19 protein-coding genes and 1 tRNA gene are annotated in these 19420 nt (G+C 68.4%); 7 read left to right on the plus strand and 13 right to left on the minus strand.

What is annotated here, in order from left to right; translation table 11 throughout:
• The first annotated feature begins 1 nt into the window (after window position 1).
• The 3 genes from ACZ7M7_RS27750 (at window position 2) to pknB (ending at window position 5110) form a co-directional block, all read left to right on the plus strand.
• Window positions 2-1450, plus strand: a complete 1449-nt coding sequence (locus ACZ7M7_RS27750; protein ID WP_383608362.1) for an FtsW/RodA/SpoVE family cell cycle protein — start codon at window positions 2-4, stop codon at window positions 1448-1450.
• Complete coding sequence (locus ACZ7M7_RS27755; protein ID WP_383608359.1) at window positions 1447-2925, plus strand: peptidoglycan D,D-transpeptidase FtsI family protein; 1479 nt, start codon at window positions 1447-1449, stop codon at window positions 2923-2925. The genes ACZ7M7_RS27750 and ACZ7M7_RS27755 overlap by 4 nt, the downstream gene beginning before the upstream one ends.
• A gap of 169 nt (window positions 2926-3094) precedes the next feature.
• Entirely contained in the window at window positions 3095-5110 is a 2016-nt protein-coding gene (gene pknB, locus ACZ7M7_RS27760; RefSeq protein ID WP_472121258.1) for a Stk1 family PASTA domain-containing Ser/Thr kinase, read from the plus strand.
• A 100-nt stretch (window positions 5111-5210) separates the two neighbouring features.
• Here the strand turns inward: pknB and ACZ7M7_RS27765 are convergent, their stop codons facing one another.
• The 6 genes from ACZ7M7_RS27765 to ACZ7M7_RS27790 are packed head-to-tail and all read right to left on the minus strand — an operon-like array spanning window position 5211 to window position 9628.
• Window positions 5211-5972, minus strand: coding sequence for a class E sortase (locus ACZ7M7_RS27765; RefSeq protein WP_365055411.1), 762 nt, complete (start codon window positions 5970-5972; stop codon window positions 5211-5213).
• Between the two features lie 14 nt (window positions 5973-5986).
• Window positions 5987-7255, minus strand: coding sequence for a class E sortase (locus ACZ7M7_RS27770; protein WP_472121262.1), 1269 nt, complete (start codon window positions 7253-7255; stop codon window positions 5987-5989).
• A complete protein-coding gene (locus ACZ7M7_RS27775) occupies window positions 7252-7890 on the minus strand; it encodes an aminodeoxychorismate/anthranilate synthase component II (RefSeq protein ID WP_383608351.1) in 639 nt (212 codons plus the stop codon). Before ACZ7M7_RS27775 ends, ACZ7M7_RS27770 begins: the two co-directional genes overlap by 4 nt.
• A complete protein-coding gene (locus tag ACZ7M7_RS27780) occupies window positions 7887-8084 on the minus strand; it encodes a hypothetical protein (RefSeq protein WP_164905044.1) in 198 nt (65 codons plus the stop codon). The genes ACZ7M7_RS27775 and ACZ7M7_RS27780 overlap by 4 nt, the downstream gene beginning before the upstream one ends.
• A gap of 17 nt (window positions 8085-8101) precedes the next feature.
• Complete coding sequence (locus ACZ7M7_RS27785; RefSeq protein ID WP_383629046.1) at window positions 8102-8827, minus strand: class E sortase; 726 nt, start codon at window positions 8825-8827, stop codon at window positions 8102-8104.
• Window positions 8828-8851: 24 nt separating this feature from the next.
• Window positions 8852-9628 (minus strand): DUF881 domain-containing protein, encoded by a 777-nt coding sequence (locus ACZ7M7_RS27790; protein WP_383608349.1) that lies wholly within the window; start codon window positions 9626-9628, stop codon window positions 8852-8854.
• A 141-nt stretch (window positions 9629-9769) separates the two neighbouring features.
• On the opposite strand from ACZ7M7_RS27790, the gene crgA reads away from it, so the two are divergent.
• The gene (gene crgA, locus ACZ7M7_RS27795; RefSeq protein WP_328425900.1) at window positions 9770-10024 is read left to right on the plus strand and encodes a cell division protein CrgA; all 255 of its coding nucleotides are present in this window, start codon (window positions 9770-9772) and stop codon (window positions 10022-10024) included.
• Window positions 10025-10362: 338 nt separating this feature from the next.
• Here crgA and ACZ7M7_RS27800 read toward each other — a convergent pair whose 3' ends face one another.
• The gene (locus ACZ7M7_RS27800) at window positions 10363-11250 is read right to left on the minus strand and encodes a rhomboid family intramembrane serine protease (protein ID WP_472121271.1); all 888 of its coding nucleotides are present in this window, start codon (window positions 11248-11250) and stop codon (window positions 10363-10365) included.
• 103 nt (window positions 11251-11353) lie between these two features.
• The gene (locus ACZ7M7_RS27805) at window positions 11354-11887 is read right to left on the minus strand and encodes a peptidylprolyl isomerase (RefSeq protein WP_453821268.1); all 534 of its coding nucleotides are present in this window, start codon (window positions 11885-11887) and stop codon (window positions 11354-11356) included.
• 326 nt (window positions 11888-12213) lie between these two features.
• Here ACZ7M7_RS27805 and ACZ7M7_RS27810 point away from each other — a divergent pair, with 326 nt between their 5' ends.
• Window positions 12214-12927: a DUF5324 family protein gene (locus ACZ7M7_RS27810; RefSeq protein WP_472121278.1), complete on the plus strand. Its 714-nt coding sequence runs from the start codon at window positions 12214-12216 to the stop codon at window positions 12925-12927.
• A 157-nt stretch (window positions 12928-13084) separates the two neighbouring features.
• On the opposite strand, the gene ACZ7M7_RS27815 is transcribed toward ACZ7M7_RS27810, so the two are convergent.
• From ACZ7M7_RS27815 to ACZ7M7_RS27830, 4 genes are all read right to left on the minus strand, one after another.
• Window positions 13085-13927, minus strand: coding sequence for a hypothetical protein (locus tag ACZ7M7_RS27815; RefSeq protein ID WP_472121281.1), 843 nt, complete (start codon window positions 13925-13927; stop codon window positions 13085-13087).
• On the minus strand, window positions 13911-14555 hold the full coding sequence (locus ACZ7M7_RS27820) for an RNA polymerase sigma factor (protein ID WP_451169067.1): 645 nt from the start codon (window positions 14553-14555) through the stop codon (window positions 13911-13913). Before ACZ7M7_RS27820 ends, ACZ7M7_RS27815 begins: the two co-directional genes overlap by 17 nt.
• Window positions 14552-14734: a hypothetical protein gene (locus ACZ7M7_RS27825; protein WP_383629054.1), complete on the minus strand. Its 183-nt coding sequence runs from the start codon at window positions 14732-14734 to the stop codon at window positions 14552-14554. The genes ACZ7M7_RS27820 and ACZ7M7_RS27825 overlap by 4 nt, the downstream gene beginning before the upstream one ends.
• 416 nt (window positions 14735-15150) lie before the next feature.
• Window positions 15151-15223, minus strand: a tRNA-Ala gene (locus ACZ7M7_RS27830).
• A gap of 181 nt (window positions 15224-15404) precedes the next feature.
• Between ACZ7M7_RS27830 and ACZ7M7_RS27835 the strand changes: the two genes are divergently transcribed.
• The gene (locus ACZ7M7_RS27835; RefSeq protein WP_328880513.1) at window positions 15405-15953 is read left to right on the plus strand and encodes a DNA-binding protein; all 549 of its coding nucleotides are present in this window, start codon (window positions 15405-15407) and stop codon (window positions 15951-15953) included.
• A gap of 201 nt (window positions 15954-16154) precedes the next feature.
• Window positions 16155-17930 carry a serine/threonine-protein kinase gene (locus tag ACZ7M7_RS27840; RefSeq protein ID WP_472121286.1) on the plus strand — a complete coding sequence of 592 codons (1776 nt, stop codon included), beginning with the start codon at window positions 16155-16157 and terminating at the stop codon, window positions 17928-17930.
• 156 nt (window positions 17931-18086) lie between these two features.
• Here the strand turns inward: ACZ7M7_RS27840 and ACZ7M7_RS27845 are convergent, their stop codons facing one another.
• A complete protein-coding gene (locus ACZ7M7_RS27845; RefSeq protein WP_472121290.1) occupies window positions 18087-19397 on the minus strand; it encodes a hypothetical protein in 1311 nt (436 codons plus the stop codon).
• Window positions 19398-19420 lie beyond the last annotated feature (23 nt).

The following is a 19420-nucleotide window of genomic DNA, read 5'->3' on the forward strand; positions in this document are numbered from 1 at the left end:
GATGAGCAGTACTACGAACTCGCCGACGCATCACACGTCCACGATCGGCGCGATCGGCGCGCCGAGCAGGCGCAACACCGAGCTCGCGTTGCTGGTGTTCGCGGTTGTCATTCCGGTGTTCGCCTACGCCAACGTGGGGTTGGCGATCAACGACGAGGTGCCGGCCGGCCTGCTCGGCTACGGCATCGGTCTGGGCCTGCTGGCAGGCATAGGTCATCTGGCCGTCCGGAAGTTCGCTCCGTACGCCGATCCCCTGATGCTGCCGCTGGCAACCCTGCTGAACGGCCTCGGCCTGGTGGTGATCTGGCGCCTGGACCAGTCGAAGCGACTGCAGCAGAGCAGTGCCTACGTCGAGGCCGCGCCGCGCCAGTTGCTGTACTCCGCGATGGGCGTCGCCCTGCTGGTGGCTGTGCTGATCTTCCTCAAGGACCACCGCGTCCTTCAGCGCTACACCTACATCTCCATGGCAGCCGCGCTGTTCCTGCTCCTCCTGCCGCTCGTACCCGGGCTGGGCGCGAACGTCTACGGCGCCAAGATCTGGATCAAGATCCCCGGCCTCGGCACGCTCCAGCCCGGCGAGTTCGCGAAGATCATCCTTGCCGTCTTCTTCGCCGGCTACCTGATGGTGAAGCGGGACGCCCTGGCACTGGCCAGCCGTCGTTTCATGGGCCTGTACCTGCCGCGCGGCCGCGACCTCGGTCCGATCCTCGTCGTCTGGGCGATCTCGATCCTCATCCTGGTCTTCGAGACCGACCTCGGTACGTCCCTGCTGTTCTTCGGGATGTTCGTCATCATGCTGTACGTCGCCACCGAACGGACCAGCTGGATCGTCTTCGGTCTGCTGATGTCCGCGGTCGGCGCCGTCGGTGTGGCGAGCTTCGAGCCGCACATCCAGACGCGTGTGCAGGCCTGGCTCGACCCGGCGCGCGAGTTCGCGCTCTCCCGTGCCGCCGTCCAGGACGGCATCGTCCACTCCGAGCAGGCCATGCAGGCCCTGTGGGCCTTCGGCTCCGGCGGCACCCTCGGGACCGGCCTCGGCCAGGGCAACTCCGACCTCATCGGCTTCGCCGCCAACTCCGACTTCATCCTCGCCACGTTCGGCGAGGAGCTGGGCCTGGCGGGCGTCATGGCGATCCTGCTGCTGTACGGCCTGATCGTGGAACGCGGTGTGCGCACGGCGCTCGCGGCCCGCGACCCGTTCGGCAAGCTGCTGGCCGTCGGCCTGTCCGGCGCCTTCGCCCTCCAGGTCTTCGTCGTGGCCGGCGGTGTCATGGGCCTCATCCCGCTGACCGGTATGACGCTGCCGTTCGTGGCGTACGGCGGTTCCTCCGTCATCGCCAACTGGGCGCTGATCGGCATCCTGCTGCGCATCAGCGACACCGCACGCCGCCCGGCGCCCGCCCCCGCGCCCAACCCCGACGCCGAGATGACCCAGGTGGTCCGTCCGTGAACAAGCCCCTACGCCGGATCGCGATCTTCTGCGGACTTCTGGTCCTGGCGCTGCTCATCCGCGACAACTGGATCCAGTACGCCCAGGCCGACAAGCTCAGGACGGACAAGAACAACCGCCGCGTCGTCATCGAGCGCTACGGCACGCCCCGCGGCGACATAATCGTCGACGGCAAGGCCATCACCGGCTCGGAGGAGACCTCCGGCAGCGACTTCAAGTTCAAGCGCACCTATGCGAACGGACCCATGTGGGCGCCCGTCACCGGATACGCCTCGCAGGCCTTCGGTGCCACCCAGCTGGAGTCCATCGAGGACGGCATCCTCACCGGCAACGACGACCGGCTGTTCTTCCGCAACACCCTCGACATGCTCACAGGCAAGGAGAGGGAGGGTGGAAACGTCGTCACCACCCTCAGCGGCGCCGCGCAGAAGGCCGCGTACAACGGTCTGAAGAATCAGGGCGCCAAGGGCGCCGTCGCGGCCATCGAGCCGTCGACCGGCAAGATCCTGGCGCTGGCCTCCTACCCGTCGTACGACCCCTCGTCCTTCGCCGGCAACTCCACGACGACCGACACCGAGGCGTGGCAGAAGCTCCAGAAGAAGACCAATCCGGACGACCCGATGCTCAACCGGGCGCTGCGCGAGGTCTACCCTCCCGGCTCGACCTTCAAGGTCGTCACCGCCGCGGCGGCACTGGAGCACGGCCTGTACACGGACGCCGACGCGAAGACGGACTCGCCGGACCCGTGGGTCATGGAGGGCACCACCACCAAGCTGCCGAACGAGGGCAACATCCCCTGCAAGAACGCGACCCTGAGGGTCGCCCTGCAGTACTCCTGCAACACCGTCTTCGGCAAGGTCGGCTCGGACCTCGGCAACGACAAGATGCTGGAGACGGCCAAGAAGTTCGGCTTCACCGAGGAACAGTTCACGCCGGTCCGCACCAGCGCGTCGATCTTCTCCGACGACATGAACCCCTCGCAGACCGCGCTGTCTTCCATCGGCCAGTTCAACACCGCCACCACCCCGCTGCAGATGGCCATGGTGGCTTCCGCCGTCGCCAACAACGGCACCCTCATGAAGCCGTACATGATCGACGAGCTCCAGACCAACAACCTCGACGCCATCGAGAAGACCGACCCCGAGGAGATGAGCAAGCCGCTGTCCGCGGAGAACGCGCAGATCCTCCAGTCGATGATGGAGACGGTCGTCGACGAGGGCACCGGTAAGAAGGCGCAGATCGACGGCGTCAAGGTCGGCGGCAAGACCGGTACCGCCCAGCACGGTGTGGACAACAGCGAGAACCCCTACGCGTGGTTCATCTCCTACGCCAGGCTCAGCGACAACAGCGCACCGGTGGCCGTGGCCGTCGTGATCGAGGACGAGAACGCGGTCCGCGACGACATCTCCGGCGGCGGCCTCGCGGCCCCCATCGCCAAGAGCGTCATGGAGGCGGTCATCGACAGCAAGAAGTGACCCCGCTCACGTCCCCTTCACATCGGTGCACGTTGCGATACCGGTCCTGTATCGGGTTACGGGCTTGGCCAGGTCACACAAGATGAGCCGGGTACGGTATGCCCGGACGGCACACCGCCACACCCACAAGGGTGACGGCGGGACCGACGGAGAGGGCTGGTAGGTAGCTATGGAAGAGCCGCGTCGCCTCGGCGGCCGGTACGAGCTGGGCCAGGTGCTCGGCCGTGGTGGCATGGCGGAGGTATACCTCGCGCATGACACCCGGCTCGGCCGCACCGTGGCGGTGAAGACGCTGCGCGCGGACCTGGCGCGCGATCCGTCTTTCCAGGCCCGGTTCCGCCGGGAGGCCCAGTCGGCCGCCTCGCTCAACCATCCCGCGATCGTGGCGGTGTACGACACGGGCGAGGACTACATCGACAACGTGTCGATCCCGTACATCGTCATGGAGTACGTCGACGGCTCCACGCTTCGTGAGTTGCTTCACAGCGGCCGCAAGCTGCTGCCGGAGCGCGCCATGGAGATGACCATCGGCATCCTCCAGGGTCTGGAGTACGCGCACCGCAACGGCATCGTCCACCGCGACATCAAGCCGGCGAACGTCATGCTGACGCGCAACGGCCAGGTCAAGGTGATGGACTTCGGCATCGCCCGCGCCATGGGCGACTCCGGCATGACGATGACGCAGACGGCCGCCGTGATCGGCACCGCCCAGTACCTCTCGCCGGAGCAGGCGAAGGGCGAGCAGGTGGACGCCCGCTCGGACCTCTACTCCGCCGGCTGCCTGCTGTACGAGCTCCTGACGGTGCGGCCCCCCTTCGTGGGCGACTCCCCGGTCGCGGTCGCGTACCAGCACGTGCGGGAAGAGCCGCAGGCTCCCTCGGTCTTCGACCCGGAGATCACGCCCGAGATGGACGCGATCGTCCTGAAGGCGCTGACCAAGGACCCGAACTACCGCTACCAGTCGGCCGACGAGATGCGCGCCGACATCGAGGCCTGCCTCGACGGCCAGCCCGTCGCCGCCACGGCGGCCATGGGCTCGGTCGGCTACGGCGGTTACCCGGACGACCAGCCGACCACGGCCCTGCGCTCCGCGGACGCCGGCGCCACGTCGATGCTGCCGCCCATGAACCCGGACGACGGCGGCTACGGCTACGACGACCGCCCGGACCGACGCCGCCAGCAGAAGAAGTCCAACACGTCGACGATCCTGCTGGTCGTCGCGGCTGTGCTGGTACTGGTGGGCGCGGTTCTGATCGGCCGGTGGGTGTTCAGCGGCGACGGCGTCGGGAACAGCACGGTGGCCGTGCCCAACCTGGTCGGCCAGAGCCAGAAGGACGCCGAGAGTCTGCTGACGAACAGCGACCTCAAGGTGGGCGAGGTCACCAAGAAGGCCTGCGAGGCCCAGCCCCAGGGCAAGATCTGCGAACAGAACCCCGAGCCCAAGACCACTGTCGACAAGAACTCCTCCGTCGATCTGGTGGTGTCGACCGGCGCTCCGAAGGTGACTGTGCCGAGCGTGATCGGTCTGAGTCTGGACGAGGCGAAGTCCAAGCTCGAAGGCGACGACTACCAGCTGGAAGTCAAGACGGAGTTCCGGGAGTCCTCGGATGAGGAGAACACCGTCCTCGACCAGGACCCGGTCAAGGGCGATGAAGTCGAGAAGGGCTCGACGATCACCCTCACCATCGCCAAGGAAGAGGAGAAGTCCACCGTCCCGGACGTCCTCGGCAAGACCTGTGACGAGGCGAAGGCGCAGATGACGGCCAACAACCTGGTCGGCACCTGCGCCGAGGTGGAGACCCAGGACCCGAACCAGGTCGGGAAGGTCATCGCGACCTCGCCGGAGGCCAACAGTTCGGCCGACAAGAACTCGACGGTGACGATCCAGATCGGAAAGGCAGCCGAGCAGCAGCAGGTGGCCGTGCCGACCGTGACCCAGCTGTCCCTCAAGGACGCCAGGAAGGCGCTCCAGGACGCGGGTCTGGCCGTGGGCACCATCCAGGGTGCCCAGGACGACAACGCCATCGTCCTCACCCAGGACCCCCAGCCGAACACCCAGGTCGCCAAGGGCACCGCGGTCAACCTGGGCGCCGTGCCCGGCCAGGGCGGCAACAACAACGGCGGCGGCGACAACGGCGGGATCTTCGGCGGCGTGACGGGAACGTCGGCCCGCACGGAGGACTGACCCCCGGTATCAATGGCTGAGCCCCGGTGCCCCGGACAGGGCACCGGGGCTCAGCCATATCCATCCCGGCCCGGCAACGAACAGCTGAAGGGGACTGCCGCTAACGCAGCTCCTCCGGCACCGTCCGCTCTTCATCCACCTTCTCCACCCGCTCCAACTCCCCCCACACCACATACCGATACCGGCTCGTGTACACCGGCGTGCAGGTCGTCAGCGTGATGTAGTGCCCCGCCTTCGTCCTGCCCGATTCCTTCGGGATGGCGGAGAGGACCTTCACGTTGTACTTCGAGGTCTCGGGAAGGACGGCGTAGACCTTGTAGACGTACCAGTCGCCCTTCGTCTCGAAGACGATCGGGTCGCCCTTCTTGATCTTGTGGATGTTGTGGAACTCCGCGCCATGGCCGTCGCGATGGGCGGCGACGGAGAAGTTGCCCTTCTTGCCCGAGGTCGGCAGGGTCGCCTTGACCGGGTCGGTGTAGTAGCCGGCGACGCCGTCGTTGAGGATCTTCGACGTCGTGCCCTTCTCGACCAGGATGTCGTCCCCGCTCATCGTGGGCACGTGCAGGAAGCCGATGCCGTTCTTGGAGTCGAACTCGGCGGGACGGCCGCTGTCCTCGTCCTCGTGGGCCCAGATGTCACGCACCTTGTCGGCCTGTTTGTCCGCCGCGCGGTCGGCGACGACGTTCGTCCACCACAGGGAGTAGACGACGAACAGGCCCAGCACCAGGCCCGCCGTGATGAGGAGTTCGCCGAAGACGCTGACCGCCGTCGCGATCCGGCCCCTGCCGCGGCGGCGTGCCGGGGGGCGCGGTGCTGCGGGGGCGGCCGTCTGCTCTTCGGTGCCGTCGGTGGTCGCTGCCACTTTTTCATCTGCCCTTAACTGACGAGCGCATCCGGCTTGCCCTTGCTGCGCGGCCGTTCCTCGACCATCTTGCCCCAGACGATCATCCGGTACTTGCTGGTGAACTCCGGCGTACACGTGGTGAGTGTGATGTAGCGGCCCGGCCCGGTGAAGCCCGACCCCGGCGGAACCGGATCCAGCACGCTCACGTTGCTCGGCGACGTCACCGGCAGGATCGACGCCATCTTGTAGACGTAGTACTTGTCCTGCGTCTCCACGACCATCGCGTCGCCCTGTGCGAGCCGGTTGATGTACCGGAACGGTTCACCATGGGTGTTGCGGTGCCCGGCGAGCGCGAAGTTGCCGGTCTTGGCATCGGGCATCGCCGTCTTCAGCTTGCCCTCGGCGTAGTGGCCGACCATGCCCCGGTCGAGCACCTTCTTGTTGCTGATGCCTTCGGCGATCGGGACGACCACGTCCAGCTTCGGGATGTGCAGGATGGCGAAACCCTGCCCCGGCTGGAAGGTTCCCGGGTTGCGCTTGCCGTTCGCCCAGTCGTCCTGGAGGCTGCTGGCTTCCTTGTCCGCCTGGGCGTGCGCGCGGACGTTCGTCCACCACAACTGGTAGCTGACGAACAGCAGCATCAGCACGCCGGTGGTGATGAAGACCTCGCCGATCGCCCGGCTGGCGAGGACGCCCGCGCTGGGCTTGCGTGCCCTTGCCTGTCTGCGGGCCTCCAGGCGCGAGAGGGGGGCCTGCGAGGATTCCGAGCCCGTCTCGGCGGGCTCCGACGCCGCGTGTGAGCCACCATGGCGCCCGTGACGCCGCTTGGCGGCCTTTCTGCGGGCCGCACGGCCGCCTGTTGGGGTTCCTGTGGCGGAAGCTGCAGAGGAGGCGGCAGAAGCCGATACACGGCGGCCGAGAGGCGGCGGATCAGCTACCCGCAGGGCCACCGTCTCGTCGTCCGGGGGCGGTATGTACGGCTCTGCGTACGGTTCCTGGTACGACTGTCGGGCCGCGGCGGCTCCCTCGGCGCCGTAGCCCTCGGTGCCGGGGTTCTGCGTGCCGTACCCGTCGGTGCCGTAGGTGTATCCGCCGCCGTAGCCGTCGGCGCCATAAGCCTCGGCGCCCTGCCCCTGAGTGACGTGGCTCTCCCCGCCGTACCGCTCCCCGAGCGCACCACCCGACGCCCCGTACGGCTGCTGCCCGTACGAGGTGCCCTGGTCGCCGGCGCCGCCGTAGGAGTCCGTGAAGGACTCCCCGTACGTGGCGCCGGACTCGCGCTCGGGGCGCAGCGCGGTCACGCCGTGGCCCTGCCCACCACCGGGGCGAGCCCCGTCGACCTCGCCACCGCGCCCTGGTCGCCGCACTCCACCAGCCAGTTGGCCAGCATCCGGTGCCCGTGCTCGGTCAGCACGGACTCGGGGTGGAACTGCACGCCCTCGACGGGAAGTTCACGGTGGCGCAGGCCCATGATGATGCCGTCGTGCGTCCGTGCGGTGACCTCGAGGTCGGCCGGCACCGTCTGCGGCTCGGCGGCCAGCGAGTGGTAGCGGGTCGCGGTGAAGGGCGTCGGCAGGCCCGCGAAGACGCCCTTGCCCCCGTGCTCGACCAGCGAGGTCTTCCCGTGCAGCAGCTCGGGCGCACGGTCGACGACACCGCCGTACGCCACCTGCATCGACTGCATGCCGAGGCAGACGCCGAAGACGGGCACCCCCGTCGAGGCGCAGTGGCGCACCATCTCGACGCAGACGCCGGCCTCCTCGGGCGTGCCCGGGCCGGGCGACAGCAGGACGCCGTCGAAGCCGTCCTGCGCGTGTGCCGTCGACACCTCGTCGTTGCGCAGGACCTCGCACTCGGCGCCCAGCTGGTAGAGGTACTGGACCAGGTTGAAGACGAAGCTGTCGTAGTTGTCCACGACGAGAATGCGCGCGCTCACTGGTTGTCCACCGTCACATCGTTGAAGGGCAGGAGCGGTTCGGCCCACGGGAAGACGTAGTTGAACAGGACGTAGACCACGGCCACGACCAGAGCGAGCGAGAGCAGCGCCCTCACCCACGCGTTCCCCGGCAGATGCCGCCAGATCCAGCCGTACATGCCGTCCCTTCCGTCGCACCACGGCACCAGACTCACGCCGTACAGCCACCAGACTAACGGCGCAACGCCTCCGGTTTCCCGGCCTCCACAGGCTGGGTGGAGTCGAGATGGGCCCACACGATCAGCCGGTGACTGTGCCCCCACTCCGGATCGCACGTGGTCAGGGTCAGATAGCGGCCTTCACGCGTGTACCCCGACTTACGGGGCACAGGGTCAATCACCTCAATGTCGGTGGGCACGGTTTTGTAGGGGCCTTTGTCGATCCGATACGTGAACCAGGTCGTCCCGTCCGTCAGCACCACCGCGTCGCCGGCCCGCAGCCTCGGGAAGTCCTTGAAGGGGTCGCCGTACGTGCGCCGGTGGCCGGCGACCGAGAAGTTGCCCTTCTGACCGAGCTGGGCGGTGTTCGCGTAGTGGCCGAGGCCCTTCTTGAGGGTCTTGGTGGCGGTGCCCTCGAGCACGGGCTTGTTCCACGTGAAACCAAGGCGCGGGATGTACATGATCGCGAAGGGTTTGTCCGCGGTGTACGGGGCGGGCTTCGGCGGACTCGTGGTCGCGCCCGGAGTCGTGGCGGCGCCCGGACTCGCCGAACCTCCGGGGGCCGCGGGCCTCGGGCGTACCGCCCCCTGCGCCCACTGGTCCTGTAACTGATCGATCTGGTCGTCCATGACGTTGTCGGCCTTCACACCGGTCCAGAACAGGACATAGACGACGAAAAGGACGATCACGGTGCCGGCGGTGATGCACAGTTCGCTGACGGTCCTGACGACGACACGCACCGGCAGCTCCAGAAAGGGGCTCACTCACTCCACGGGCTTGGCGTACTGCAGATCCACTGTGCCCGAGTAACCCGGCAGAGTCACCGTCCCGTCCTCGGTGACTTTCCAGCCGAGGCCGTAGACATTGACGTACACCATGTAGTTCTGAATCGCCGCCGAGGCCGCGAGCGCCTGCTGCATCTTCTCGGGATCACCGACCGCCGTGATCTTGTACGGCGGTGAGTAGACCCGGCCCTGGAGGATCAGGGTGTTGCCGACGCAGCGGACCGCACTGGTGGAGATCAGCCGCTGGTCCATGACCTTGATGCCCTTGGCACCGCTCTGCCACAGCGCGTTCACCACGGCCTGGAGGTCCTGCTGGTGAATGACCAGGTAGTCGGGCTGCGGCTCGGGATAGCCCGGGAGCTTGGCGGTGGCGTCCGGCGGGGCGTCGTTGAGCGTGACCGAGATCGCCTCGCCCGTCAGCTTCTGCGTCCCCGCGTTCTGCTCCAGGGCCGCCAGCTTGTCGTCCTCGGCCTTGGTGCTGCCGTCGTCGCGCTCGGCCAGGGCCTCCACGTCGTCCTGCAGGGCCGCGTTGGACTCGCCCAGCTGGCCGTTCTTGTGGCTGCGCTCGTGGATCAGGTCCGAGAGCTTCAGCAGCGAGGCGTCCGTGCGGATATTGGTGCCCTTGGCCGTGTTGAAACTGGTGAAGAAAATGAGCCCGGCGAGAGCGAAGACGGCCGCGGTCAGCACCCGCACCGGCCGGAATCGGCCGCGTACAGGGCTGGATCCCGCCCCGGGGGAGTCGGCAGAATTGCTCAACGTACCCTTATCTCCTTCGGCGCCGCGGAAGCACTACGCTAACGGACGCCCGGGGGAGCAATCAGAGTCCCCTTGTACGCTGCCCCGAGCCAGCCACAGTTCCCTGCGCGGCCACGCAGCGCATCGACAGGAGAGACCCTCGTGCCGAAGTCACGTATCCGCAAGAAGGCCGACTACACGCCGCCGCCGTCGAAGCAGACGACCGCGATCAAGCTGAACAGCCGCGCCTGGGTCGCGCCCGTCATGCTGGCCATGTTCCTCATTGGCCTCGCCTGGATCGTCGTTTTCTATGTGACCGACGGTTCGCTGCCCCTCGACGCGCTGGGCAACTGGAACATCGTCGTGGGCTTCGGCTTCATCGCCGCCGGCTTCGGCGTCTCCACTCAGTGGAAGTAGCGGTCGAGGCGACAGCCTGAGCGGCAGCCGACGCGGCGGCCACTTCGCGGTGAACGAAGCTCTGCCCAGGGCCATCCGCTGAGTTATCCACAGCCTTGCAGCAATTTCCACAAGCTGACTGGGGAAAAGACGACGATCTGTGGATAACCCATCGGACGTTGACGCCGGTATGACAGCCACACCGGTCACCCGAAGGCTTCTCGAACGCACGTACGCCACCTGTCTGACCTGCGGAAACGTAGGGCTTGGACAGGGGGCGAAGCTGTTCCCACACCGTGCGCACAAGATCCGCCACACGCTGTGGACAACGGTGCCGCTCACGTGGATAACGGCACGGCTCAGGTGAGCTGGAGCGTTCTCAGTACGGTCATCAGGACCACCGCGGCCAGGACAAGCGCGCATGTGCCGTACTGCACCAGCGCCCGACGCTCGCGGGGGGCGTGAACCATGGCGTACCCGATGATGACGCCGGCGACGAGGCCGCCGATGTGGGCCTGCCAGGAGATGTTGAATCCTGGGGCGAAGGTGAAGATCAGGTTGATCGCCAGCAGCGCGATGATCGGTCGCAGGTCGTAGTTGAGGCGCCGCATAAGGACTGCTGTCGCGCCGAAGAGACCGAAGATGGCACCGGAGGCGCCGAGCGTGGCCGTCGTCGGGGAGGCCAGCAGATAGGCCAGGGCGCTGCCCGCGAGGCCTGAGCAGACGTAGAGCGTGATGTAGCGGGCACGGCCGAGGGCCGCTTCGAGGGGGCCGCCGAGCCACCACAGGCTGAGCATGTTGAAGGCGAAGTGCCAGATGGCCTCATGCGTGAACATCGAGGTCACCAGGCGGTACCACTCACCTTCGGCGACTCCCTGGGTGGGGTAGAAGGGGGCGGGGGGCCAGGTGCCGATGAGGACGATGTCGTTCAGGAACGCGGTGCTGGTCTGTACGGCGATGAAAATTGCGAGGTTGATCCCGATGAGGATCTTCGTCAGCAGGCGCGGGTCGGCGACGATGCTGCCGCCTGCGATGGTGCGGGGGCGCGCGGCGTCAGGGGCGTGTCCGGTGCCGGAGCCGCCGCGGACGCAGTCGGGGCACTGGAAGCCGACGGAGGCGCTGACCATGCATTCGGGGCAGATGGGGCGCTCGCAACGGGTGCAGCGGATGCCGGTCTCGCGGTCCGGGTGGCGGTAGCAGCCGGGCAGGCTCTGCGCGTCCTGCGGGCTACCTGCCGGCTGGTCCATGAGGGTCCCCTAGGTCGTCGTACGCGATGCACGTCCTCATACATCGCCCCGCTCATCCTTACGGACGAGCGGGGCGATTGGTTCCCTGCGGGACGTGTCGGACTCAGCCCTCGCGGGTCTCGACGACGACCGACTCGATGACGACGTCGCTGACCGGGCGGTCGGTGCGCGGGTTGGTCTGGACGCCGGCGATGGCGTCGACGACCTTCTGGCTGGCCGGGTCGGTGACCTCGCCGAAGATGGTGTGCTTGCGGTTCAGCCAGGTCGTCGGGGAGACCGTGACGAAGAACTGCGAGCCGTTGGTGCCCGGTCCGGCGTTGGCCATGGCCAGCAGGTACGGCTTGTCGAAGGCGAGGTCCGGGTGGAACTCGTCCTGGAACTGGTAGCCGGGGCCGCCGGTGCCGTTGCCCAGGGGGTCACCGCCCTGGATCATGAAGCCGCTGATGACCCGGTGGAAGACCGTGCCGTCGTAGAGCTTGGCCGTGGACTTCTCACCGGTGGTGGGGTTCGTCCACTCACGCTCGCCCTTGGCGAGTTCGACGAAGTTCTTGACCGTGATCGGCGCGTGGTTCGGGAGGAGCCGGACCTCGATGTCGCCTTGGTTGGTCTTCAGGGTGGCGTAGAGCTGCTCGGCCACGATCTGCCTTCCGTTGTCTTCCTGTGACCCCACGATCCTCGCACGTGCGGCGACATCCGTCCCCCGGCAGTCGTTCACCGGTACGCAACCGGGCGGATTGCTTGCAGAAAAGCCGACGAGTCGGTCCGTGGCGGGGGCGCGACGCGGAGAACCGTGGCATTGTCGACGACAAGCCACCGTTGCCCCGCATTGGTCCGTTATTGCACTTGATCAAGCTCATCGGCACCCAAATGCCCGCCCTCACATGCCGCGCAGCGTTCTGACAGGCATGATCCGTAAAAGTGTGGAAAGTCGAATTACCGTACGCCACCGTGGAGGAGGAACCCGTGACCCGCATCGACAGCGTGCGCGCCGCGACCGGCTCGGCGAAGGACAGCGTGCTGCACGCCGCGGAAGTGGTGGCGCCCTACGCCGACACCGCCAAGGACAGGGCCGCACACTACGCACACGAGGCACGCGTACGGCTCGCGCCGAAGGTGACGCAGGCCACCGAGCAGGCCCGCGCCCAGGCCCGCCTGCAGTACGGCGTGCATGTCGCGCCGCGCTTGGAGCAGGCACTGGCTCATGTGCCGCCGGGCGTCGACAACGCCGCGCATGAAGCCGCCGTCCGTACCCGTAAGGCTGCCCGGCAGGCCGCCGACTACTCCCGTCCGAGGCTCGAGCAGGCAGTTGCCGCGGCCGGACCCGTCAGGGATGAGGCCACCGCGCGCGGTCTGGCCGCTGTGGCCGCGCTGCGCGGTCAGGTCTCACCGAAGGAGATCGAGAAGCTCGTTCGCAAGCACGAGCGGCGTGCCAGCGCCGGCCGTGCCTTGAAGGTGCTGGCGCTGCTCGGCGCCCTCGCGGGCGGAGCGTTCGCCGCGTGGAAGTGGTGGGACAAGCAGGCCAACCCGGACTGGCTGGTCGAGCCTCCCGCCGCGACCGAGGTCCCCGAGTCGAACCGTCTCACTTCGGTGGACGGCAGCGGCAAGTCCGTCCTCGATCCCGAGGTCGAGGCGAAGGAAGCCGAGGAGGAGGCCGCCCGGCGCGACGACGGCCGGTAGGACGAAGGCCTGCGAGACGAGACCGGTCACGTGAAGGCCGGTGATACGAAGGCCGGCGATATGAAGGTCCAGCTTCGGCTGCAATGTTGAACTGCGCCGTGGGGCGGGAGACTTGAGGGTCTCCCGCCCCACGGCGTTGTTTCACGTGAAACGCCGGTCACGTCCGCCGGCGCGATGGCAGGGGGGCGAGTCTGCGGCCACGCCCCGCGGTGTCCTGCACCACCGGTGCCGGCGTGGCGAGGGCGCGTATTCGGTCGGTGAAGTCGGGGTCCGGCAGTGGCAGGTCCAGGTCATCGTCCACGTAGGCAACGGCGGCGGGGATGTAGTGCAGCACGGCGCTGACGGGGTCGGGGACGGGTGGGCAGTCGGGCTTGAGGGCGCGCAGCACGCGGAGGGTGGTGCTGATCTCGTCCTCCGGCTCGGGGCCGGAGTCCTCGATACGGAGGGCGGCGTCCGCACCGGCGGTGCCCTCGCCGTGCGGGTCGTCCGCCTCGGGCCGGACGCTGCGGGCGTACCGCGCGTGCTGGGTCTGCCACCAGTCGGCGACTCCTGGTTCGCCCAGGGAGCGGTGGTGCAGATAGAGGCAGTAGCTGGCGGCGGAGTCGCCGGCGCCCGCGGCGTACTGCCACCAGAAGCGTGCCGACTCCTCCCGCGCACAGAGCTGAAGCATGCAGCCGAGGACACGGGCTCCTGGCGGCTGGGGCAGGGCTCGGGCGAGGAACTCCTCGAGATCAGCGAGGGCGTCGGCGTGGGTGATGACCGTCTCGCAGAGGGTCTGAAGGTCGTCGGCGGCAGAGCGTTCGTCGGCCGGAGGAGCCTGGCCCTGCGCGATCGGCGGGGCCTGGCCGGTGATGACGTCTGCCGGGTTCGGGTCGGCGGGGTGCAGGAAGGAGGCGGCGCACGCGGACAGACGTACGGCCGCCGCCTCTATGGCTGCCTTGGCGTAGGGCGGACGGAGGAGGCGGGCCCGGCCGAGCAGTTCGTCAATCGGCGATGTCATCGGCATTCCCTTCCTGTGCATTCCCTTCCTCGGCCAGTCCTTCCGCGCCCGTACAGGGCTCGGCGTCAGTACGGGATTCCGCGAGGCTCTTGTTCACGCCGTACGCGTGCTGGAGGCGCCGTTTGGCGTGGCGGACGGTGGAGCGCACGCCGGCCGGGGTGATACCGAGAGCGGCGGCTATCTCGACCGCGCTGTAGCCGAGCCCGAAGTGCAGAAGGACCACGTCCATCTGACGCGGCGGCAGCTGGCCGATCTCCGCGTAGAGGTTGAGGCTTTCCTCGAGTTGGCTGATGGGGTCCACGGCCCGGTCCAGCGCCACGGTCTCGAAGGCCTCGCCGATGAGTGCCGGGCGGCGGTCGCGGGTGCGGGAGTGGTCGATGGTGCTGTTCTTGAGCACACGCCAGGCATACGCGGCGGGGTTCTCCTTGGACAGCACGGTGCTCCACGCCTTCAGCAACTGCTCGAAGGCGGCGTCGACGGCTTCCTCGGCGTCGTGCCAGTTACCCAGCCTGGACTTGGCCCAGTTGACGTACAGCGGCCGGTACATCTGGTGGAAGGCCTCGAAGTCCAGCGGCAGTTTCTTCATGCGCGGGGCGCGAGAGGCTTGGCTCGGCAGGTCCTGACTCACGACGCCTGCCCCTCGTGGCGTGGGCTGTTGGCGCCCTCGGGAAGGTCGCGCCGCATCTCGCTGATGCCCGCCCGTACTCCGGCCGCGGCCAGCCGACGCAACAGAACGACCGCGTCCCGGCCGAACACCCGTAGGGCGAGCGCCGCCAGGATCACCTCACCGGCAATGTCCATCGTCACTGTGCTGTTGTGCCTTCCTGATGCAAGGCGAGGCCGCTCAGCACCCCCGGTGGGCCTCGGGACGGCGTGTGTTTACGCCCTCCGCCCACGATGACGTTTGCAACGGCCCGTGTGTGCAAGTCCCGCACAGATTTTCTTAACGGAGCGCATCCTTCTGATTACGCCATCACGTTCACGCCAGCTCACACACGGCCTCAGCACTCGAGCCCGCCACCCTGGCGCCACGTCCGCCACCTGCGCACCGACCTCGGGGGCTCCACCCCTCCCACGTATTTGCGCAAACGTCTGCAACGACCTCACCCGACCGTCACGTGACACACGTCACTCAGGAGATCGGGTCCACCGGAGGGTCCACCGGAGACCAGGGCATACAAAAACCGGCCAGAGGCAACGAGGCATCTGACCGGTCCGGAGTGTGGAGCCTAGGGGAGTCGAACCCCTGACATCTGCCATGCAAAGACAGCGCTCTACCAACTGAGCTAAGGCCCCGGAAGGGGAGCAACCAACCGGAAGAACCACGTACCGGCGGGCGCCGCAGACCAGAGTACCGGTTCGCCCCCCGTATCTCGCAAAAAGATTGGGGGTCCCGATGAACGACCACTCTCCGTAAGATGCTCGGCGTGGTTCGCTACAGCGAACCGCGGTTTTGGGGAAGCGATGGGGAGACGCAATGGACGCCGCACAGCAGGAAGCCACCGCAAGAGCGCGGGATCTGCAGCGGAACTGGTACGGGGAGCCGCTGGGGACGCTCTTCCGTAAGCTCATCGACGATCTTGGTCTCAACCAGGCTCGTCTCGCGGGGGTACTGGGACTGTCCGCACCGATGCTGTCGCAGCTGATGAGCGGCCAGCGGGCGAAGATCGGCAATCCCGCCGTGGTCCAGCGGGTGCAGCTGCTGCAGGACCTGGCGGGGCAGGTCGCGGACGGCAGCGTGAGCGCGGCGGAGGCCACCGAGCGCATGGAAGAGATCAAGAAGTCGCAGGGGGGTTCGGTGCTGAGCAACACGACGCAGACCACGAGCAGTTCGGGTGCGCCCACGGTCAAGCGGGTGGTCCGTGAGATCCAGTCCCTGCTGCGGTCGGTGGCGGCCGCCGGGGACATCATCGACGCCGCGGACACCCTCGCCCCCACCCACCCGGAACTGGCAGAGTTCCTCCGGGTGTACGGCGCCGGCCGGACCTCCGACGCGGTCACGCACTACCAGTCCCACCAGAACTGACCCGGAGGCCCGGTTACCGAAGGGGGTTCGGCAACCGGGCCGACGGCCTATGTCCGGAGCGGGCACGAACGGGTACCAGGAAGCCGCGGGAGTGTCTCTCGCCGTGGCTGGGCGAGAAGGGGAGTCGGCGGAGGGGGAGTCGTATCGCTCGTCGAGGGGGAAGCAGGGGGGTAGTCGAAGGGGGAGGAGCGACGCACAGCCATGGGTGAGGTCTTCGCCGGCCGGTACGAACTGGTCGACCCGATCGGACGCGGAGGCGTCGGCGCCGTCTGGCGTGCCTGGGACCACCGCCGCCGCCGGTATGTGGCCGCCAAGGTGCTGCAGCAGAGCGACGCGCACTCGCTGCTGCGGTTCGTCCGCGAACAGGCCCTCCGGATCGATCACCCCCATGTGCTCGCGCCCGCCAGCTGGGCGGCCGATGACGACAAGGTCCTGTTCACCATGGACCTGGTGGCCGGCGGTTCGCTGGTCCATCTCATCGGCGACTACGGTCCCTTGCCGCCCTCCTTGGTCTGCACACTCCTCGACCAGCTCCTCGCGGGGCTGGCCGCGGTGCACGCGGAGGGCGTCGTCCACCGCGACATCAAGCCCGCCAACCTGCTCCTCGAAGCAACCGGCACCGCCCGCCCGCGGCTGCGTCTGTCCGACTTCGGCATCGCCATGCGGCTCGGAGAGCCGCGCCTGACCGAGACCAACCTCGTGGTGGGAACGCCCGGCTATCTCGCGCCCGAGCAACTCATGGGCTCTGAACCGGACTTCCCGGCCGACCTGTTCGCCGTAGGACTGGTCGCCCTGTATCTGCTGGAGGGCGCCAAGCCCGACGTCAAGGCGCTCGTCCAGTACTTCACCGCGCACGGAACTCCCGGTGCGCCCAAGGGCATTCCCGAACCGCTGTGGCAGGTGGTGGCCTCGCTGCTGCAGCCGGATCCACACGCGCGGTTCCGCACAGCCACTGGGGCGCGCAAGGCCCTCGCATCGGCCGCCGAACTCCTTCCGGAGCCCGGCCCCGACGACGAGCTCATCGAGATCTTCGACCAAATCGGGCCCCTGCCACCGGGGTTCGGGCCGGACGGGCCGTTCAAACGGGCACCCGGCGTCGAGGAGAGCACGGGGGGCTCGCGCCAGTACGGCGCGGGCACGACCTCGAGCTCTGTAGGGACGGCCAACACCGGCTCTGTGTCCACGCCTACCGGCACCGGTTCGGTGGCGAGCGGCACCGGACACGTGGCCGCCGGCAACGGCACCGGCTCGGGCACGGCCCCGAGCGATCCACGCCAAGGCGTGGCCGGACCGACCCGGACTCCGAGTCCCACTCCCACTCCGACCCCGGCTTCGGCTTCGGCTTCGACCCCGGCTTCGGCTTCGGCTTCGGACGTCACGCCATCCCAGTCCCCACCCGGGGACGGAAGCGAAAGGGCCGGGCAAGACGGACGCCTCACCATGTCGGACACCGGCAGCTTCCACCTGCCACCTCCTCAGGACACGTCGTCCTCCCTCCGGACTCAACCGCCCCCGCCGCAGCCCCACCCAGCACAGAGCCACGGTCACGCACAGGGCCACAGTCACGCACAGGGCCAGGTCCAGGGCGAGCCCGGCCGGGCACAAGGCCAGCGAGAGACCGGCCAGGCACACCACGGCGCGCAGCATCACGCGCCCCACGCCTCCCCCTACGACACCACCCACGTCCTGTCCTCCCCCCACCCGCACACACCGCAGTACCCGTCTCAGCCCCCGACGCCGGTGCAACACCAACGCGTCGATGCCTCTACTGCTTCGTACACCGCTCAGAGCCCACAGGTTCCACCTTCGGCGCCCCCAGTTCCGCAGCCGCACCGCCGCGGCGGCCACCGCGCCACCCGCCGCTCAGCCCACCGCGTCGCGCGCCGCCCCGGCCCACCCGCCAAGGTGGCGATCCCGCTCCTGCTGCTGGCGCTGGCCTGTTACGCCGTGGGTTTCTGGGCACTGACTCGCATCTGAGTCCGTTGAGGCCGCTCAGGCCGCTGAGGCCGCTGAGACACCTAAAGTCACCGGTCGGCACCCCGGCCCCGCCGGCCTTCACCCGCCACGGACCCACCCAGTGGCCGTCGAACCCACAGCCCGAGCCTCACCCCGCGCCCTACGGGCCCACCCGCCCTACAGGGCCCCAACCCTCCGCCGAGCCACCACCATCCACACCCCCAGCACCACCAGCACCACAGTCCCCGCCCCGATCCCACCCACCGCGAGCAGGGTCATCGCAGCGTCACCGTCGCCCCCGGCCCCGCTCTCGGCAGCCGCTCCCGGATCGCCTCCACCAACCTGAAAGACGCCTGGCGGCTCGGACTCCCCCGCATAACCGGGACCCGACTCGGCCGAACCCCCCACCCGCACACGCAGCGTCAGCGGGAGCGGCCCGTCGCCGTACTTCTCGGCCACGTCGGCCGCAAGGTGCACCACGAGGTAGTAGGAACCGGCGAATCGCATGCCGCTGAGCCGGTCGGGCACGGCGTACCGGTTCTCGTACGCGACCGGCGGCAGGGGATCGATCTCGACGGCCTTCTGACTGCCGTCGTAGTTGGTGCTCGCGTCGTCGACGAGGCCGCGTGCCGGGTTGTAGAGCGAGAGGTCGAGGGCACCGACCGCGATGCCGTCACCGTCGGCCGAGCTGCCCAGTTCGGCGGTGGCGTACAGCTGGCGTCCCCAGGTCAGCGGCACCTTGTAGAAAAGCGTCCGGCCGGGCTCGATGTCGGCACTCCAGACCCCCTCGCCGACGGACACCGCCGAGGCGAAGCCGGAGCCGCCCTCGCGGCGCACACCCTCGCCCGTGAGCGGGGCGGGTGAGGCGGAGTCCCACGCCTCGGGGGCACTCGTCGCGCCGGTCTGCTCCAGGGACGGCTCGGAGGTGGCGAAGAGCTCCAGGTCCCAGGTGTCCGGCGCGGAACTCGCCGTACCGACGCGCTCGACGACCGCGTAGTAGGTGCCCGCGCTCTCGCAGCGAGACGTGTTGGCGGAGATCTCACGGGCCGCCCACGCCGCGATGGGCCGTGGGCTGTGGACGACGCGGAAGGTCTCGGTTCCAAAGGAGCAGGAGCGGCCGTCGGCGTCCTGCACGGAGACCCTGATGCCGTCGCTCGCGGAGACAGTGCTGCCGGGGGCGGGGATCGCGGTCGCGGAGACGTAGGTGTCGGAGGTGGCGTCGAGGTCGAGGCGGTAGTAGATCTTCCCGTCGCTCGGGAGGGAGCTCTTGTACGTCGCTCCGGGTGTGAGGCGTACGGCATCCGCGGTGCCTGTCGCACCCGCGACGGGCCGGGCGTCCGGCGCGAAGGCGTACGGGCTGGGCGTGCCGGCCGCGAAAGCCGCCCCGCTCGGCAGTGCGGCGGTCGCGCACAGCAGCAGTGCCCCTCCGACGGCCATACGCGCGCGTGCCGAGGAGTGACCGCGAGGCGGGTTCGCATCGCTCCGCACCCACGCACCTCGCCGCACCCCCG

The sequence above is a fragment of the Streptomyces sp. NPDC111606 genome (assembly GCF_055656945.1).

Excerpts from the sequence above, each read along its gene's own strand:
- ACZ7M7_RS27750 (WP_383608362.1), top strand. The coding sequence starts at position 2 with ATGAGCAGTACTACGAACTCGCCGACGCATCACACGTCCACGATCGGC.
- ACZ7M7_RS27800 (WP_472121271.1), bottom strand. The coding sequence starts at position 11,250 with ATGGACCAGCCGGCAGGTAGCCCGCAGGACGCGCAGAGCCTGCCCGGC.
- ACZ7M7_RS27815 (WP_472121281.1), bottom strand. The coding sequence starts at position 13,927 with ATGACATCGCCGATTGACGAACTGCTCGGCCGGGCCCGCCTCCTCCGT.
- ACZ7M7_RS27835 (WP_328880513.1), top strand. The coding sequence starts at position 15,405 with ATGGACGCCGCACAGCAGGAAGCCACCGCAAGAGCGCGGGATCTGCAG.
- pknB (WP_472121258.1), top strand. The coding sequence starts at position 3,095 with ATGGAAGAGCCGCGTCGCCTCGGCGGCCGGTACGAGCTGGGCCAGGTG.
- ACZ7M7_RS27840 (WP_472121286.1), top strand. The coding sequence starts at position 16,155 with ATGGGTGAGGTCTTCGCCGGCCGGTACGAACTGGTCGACCCGATCGGA.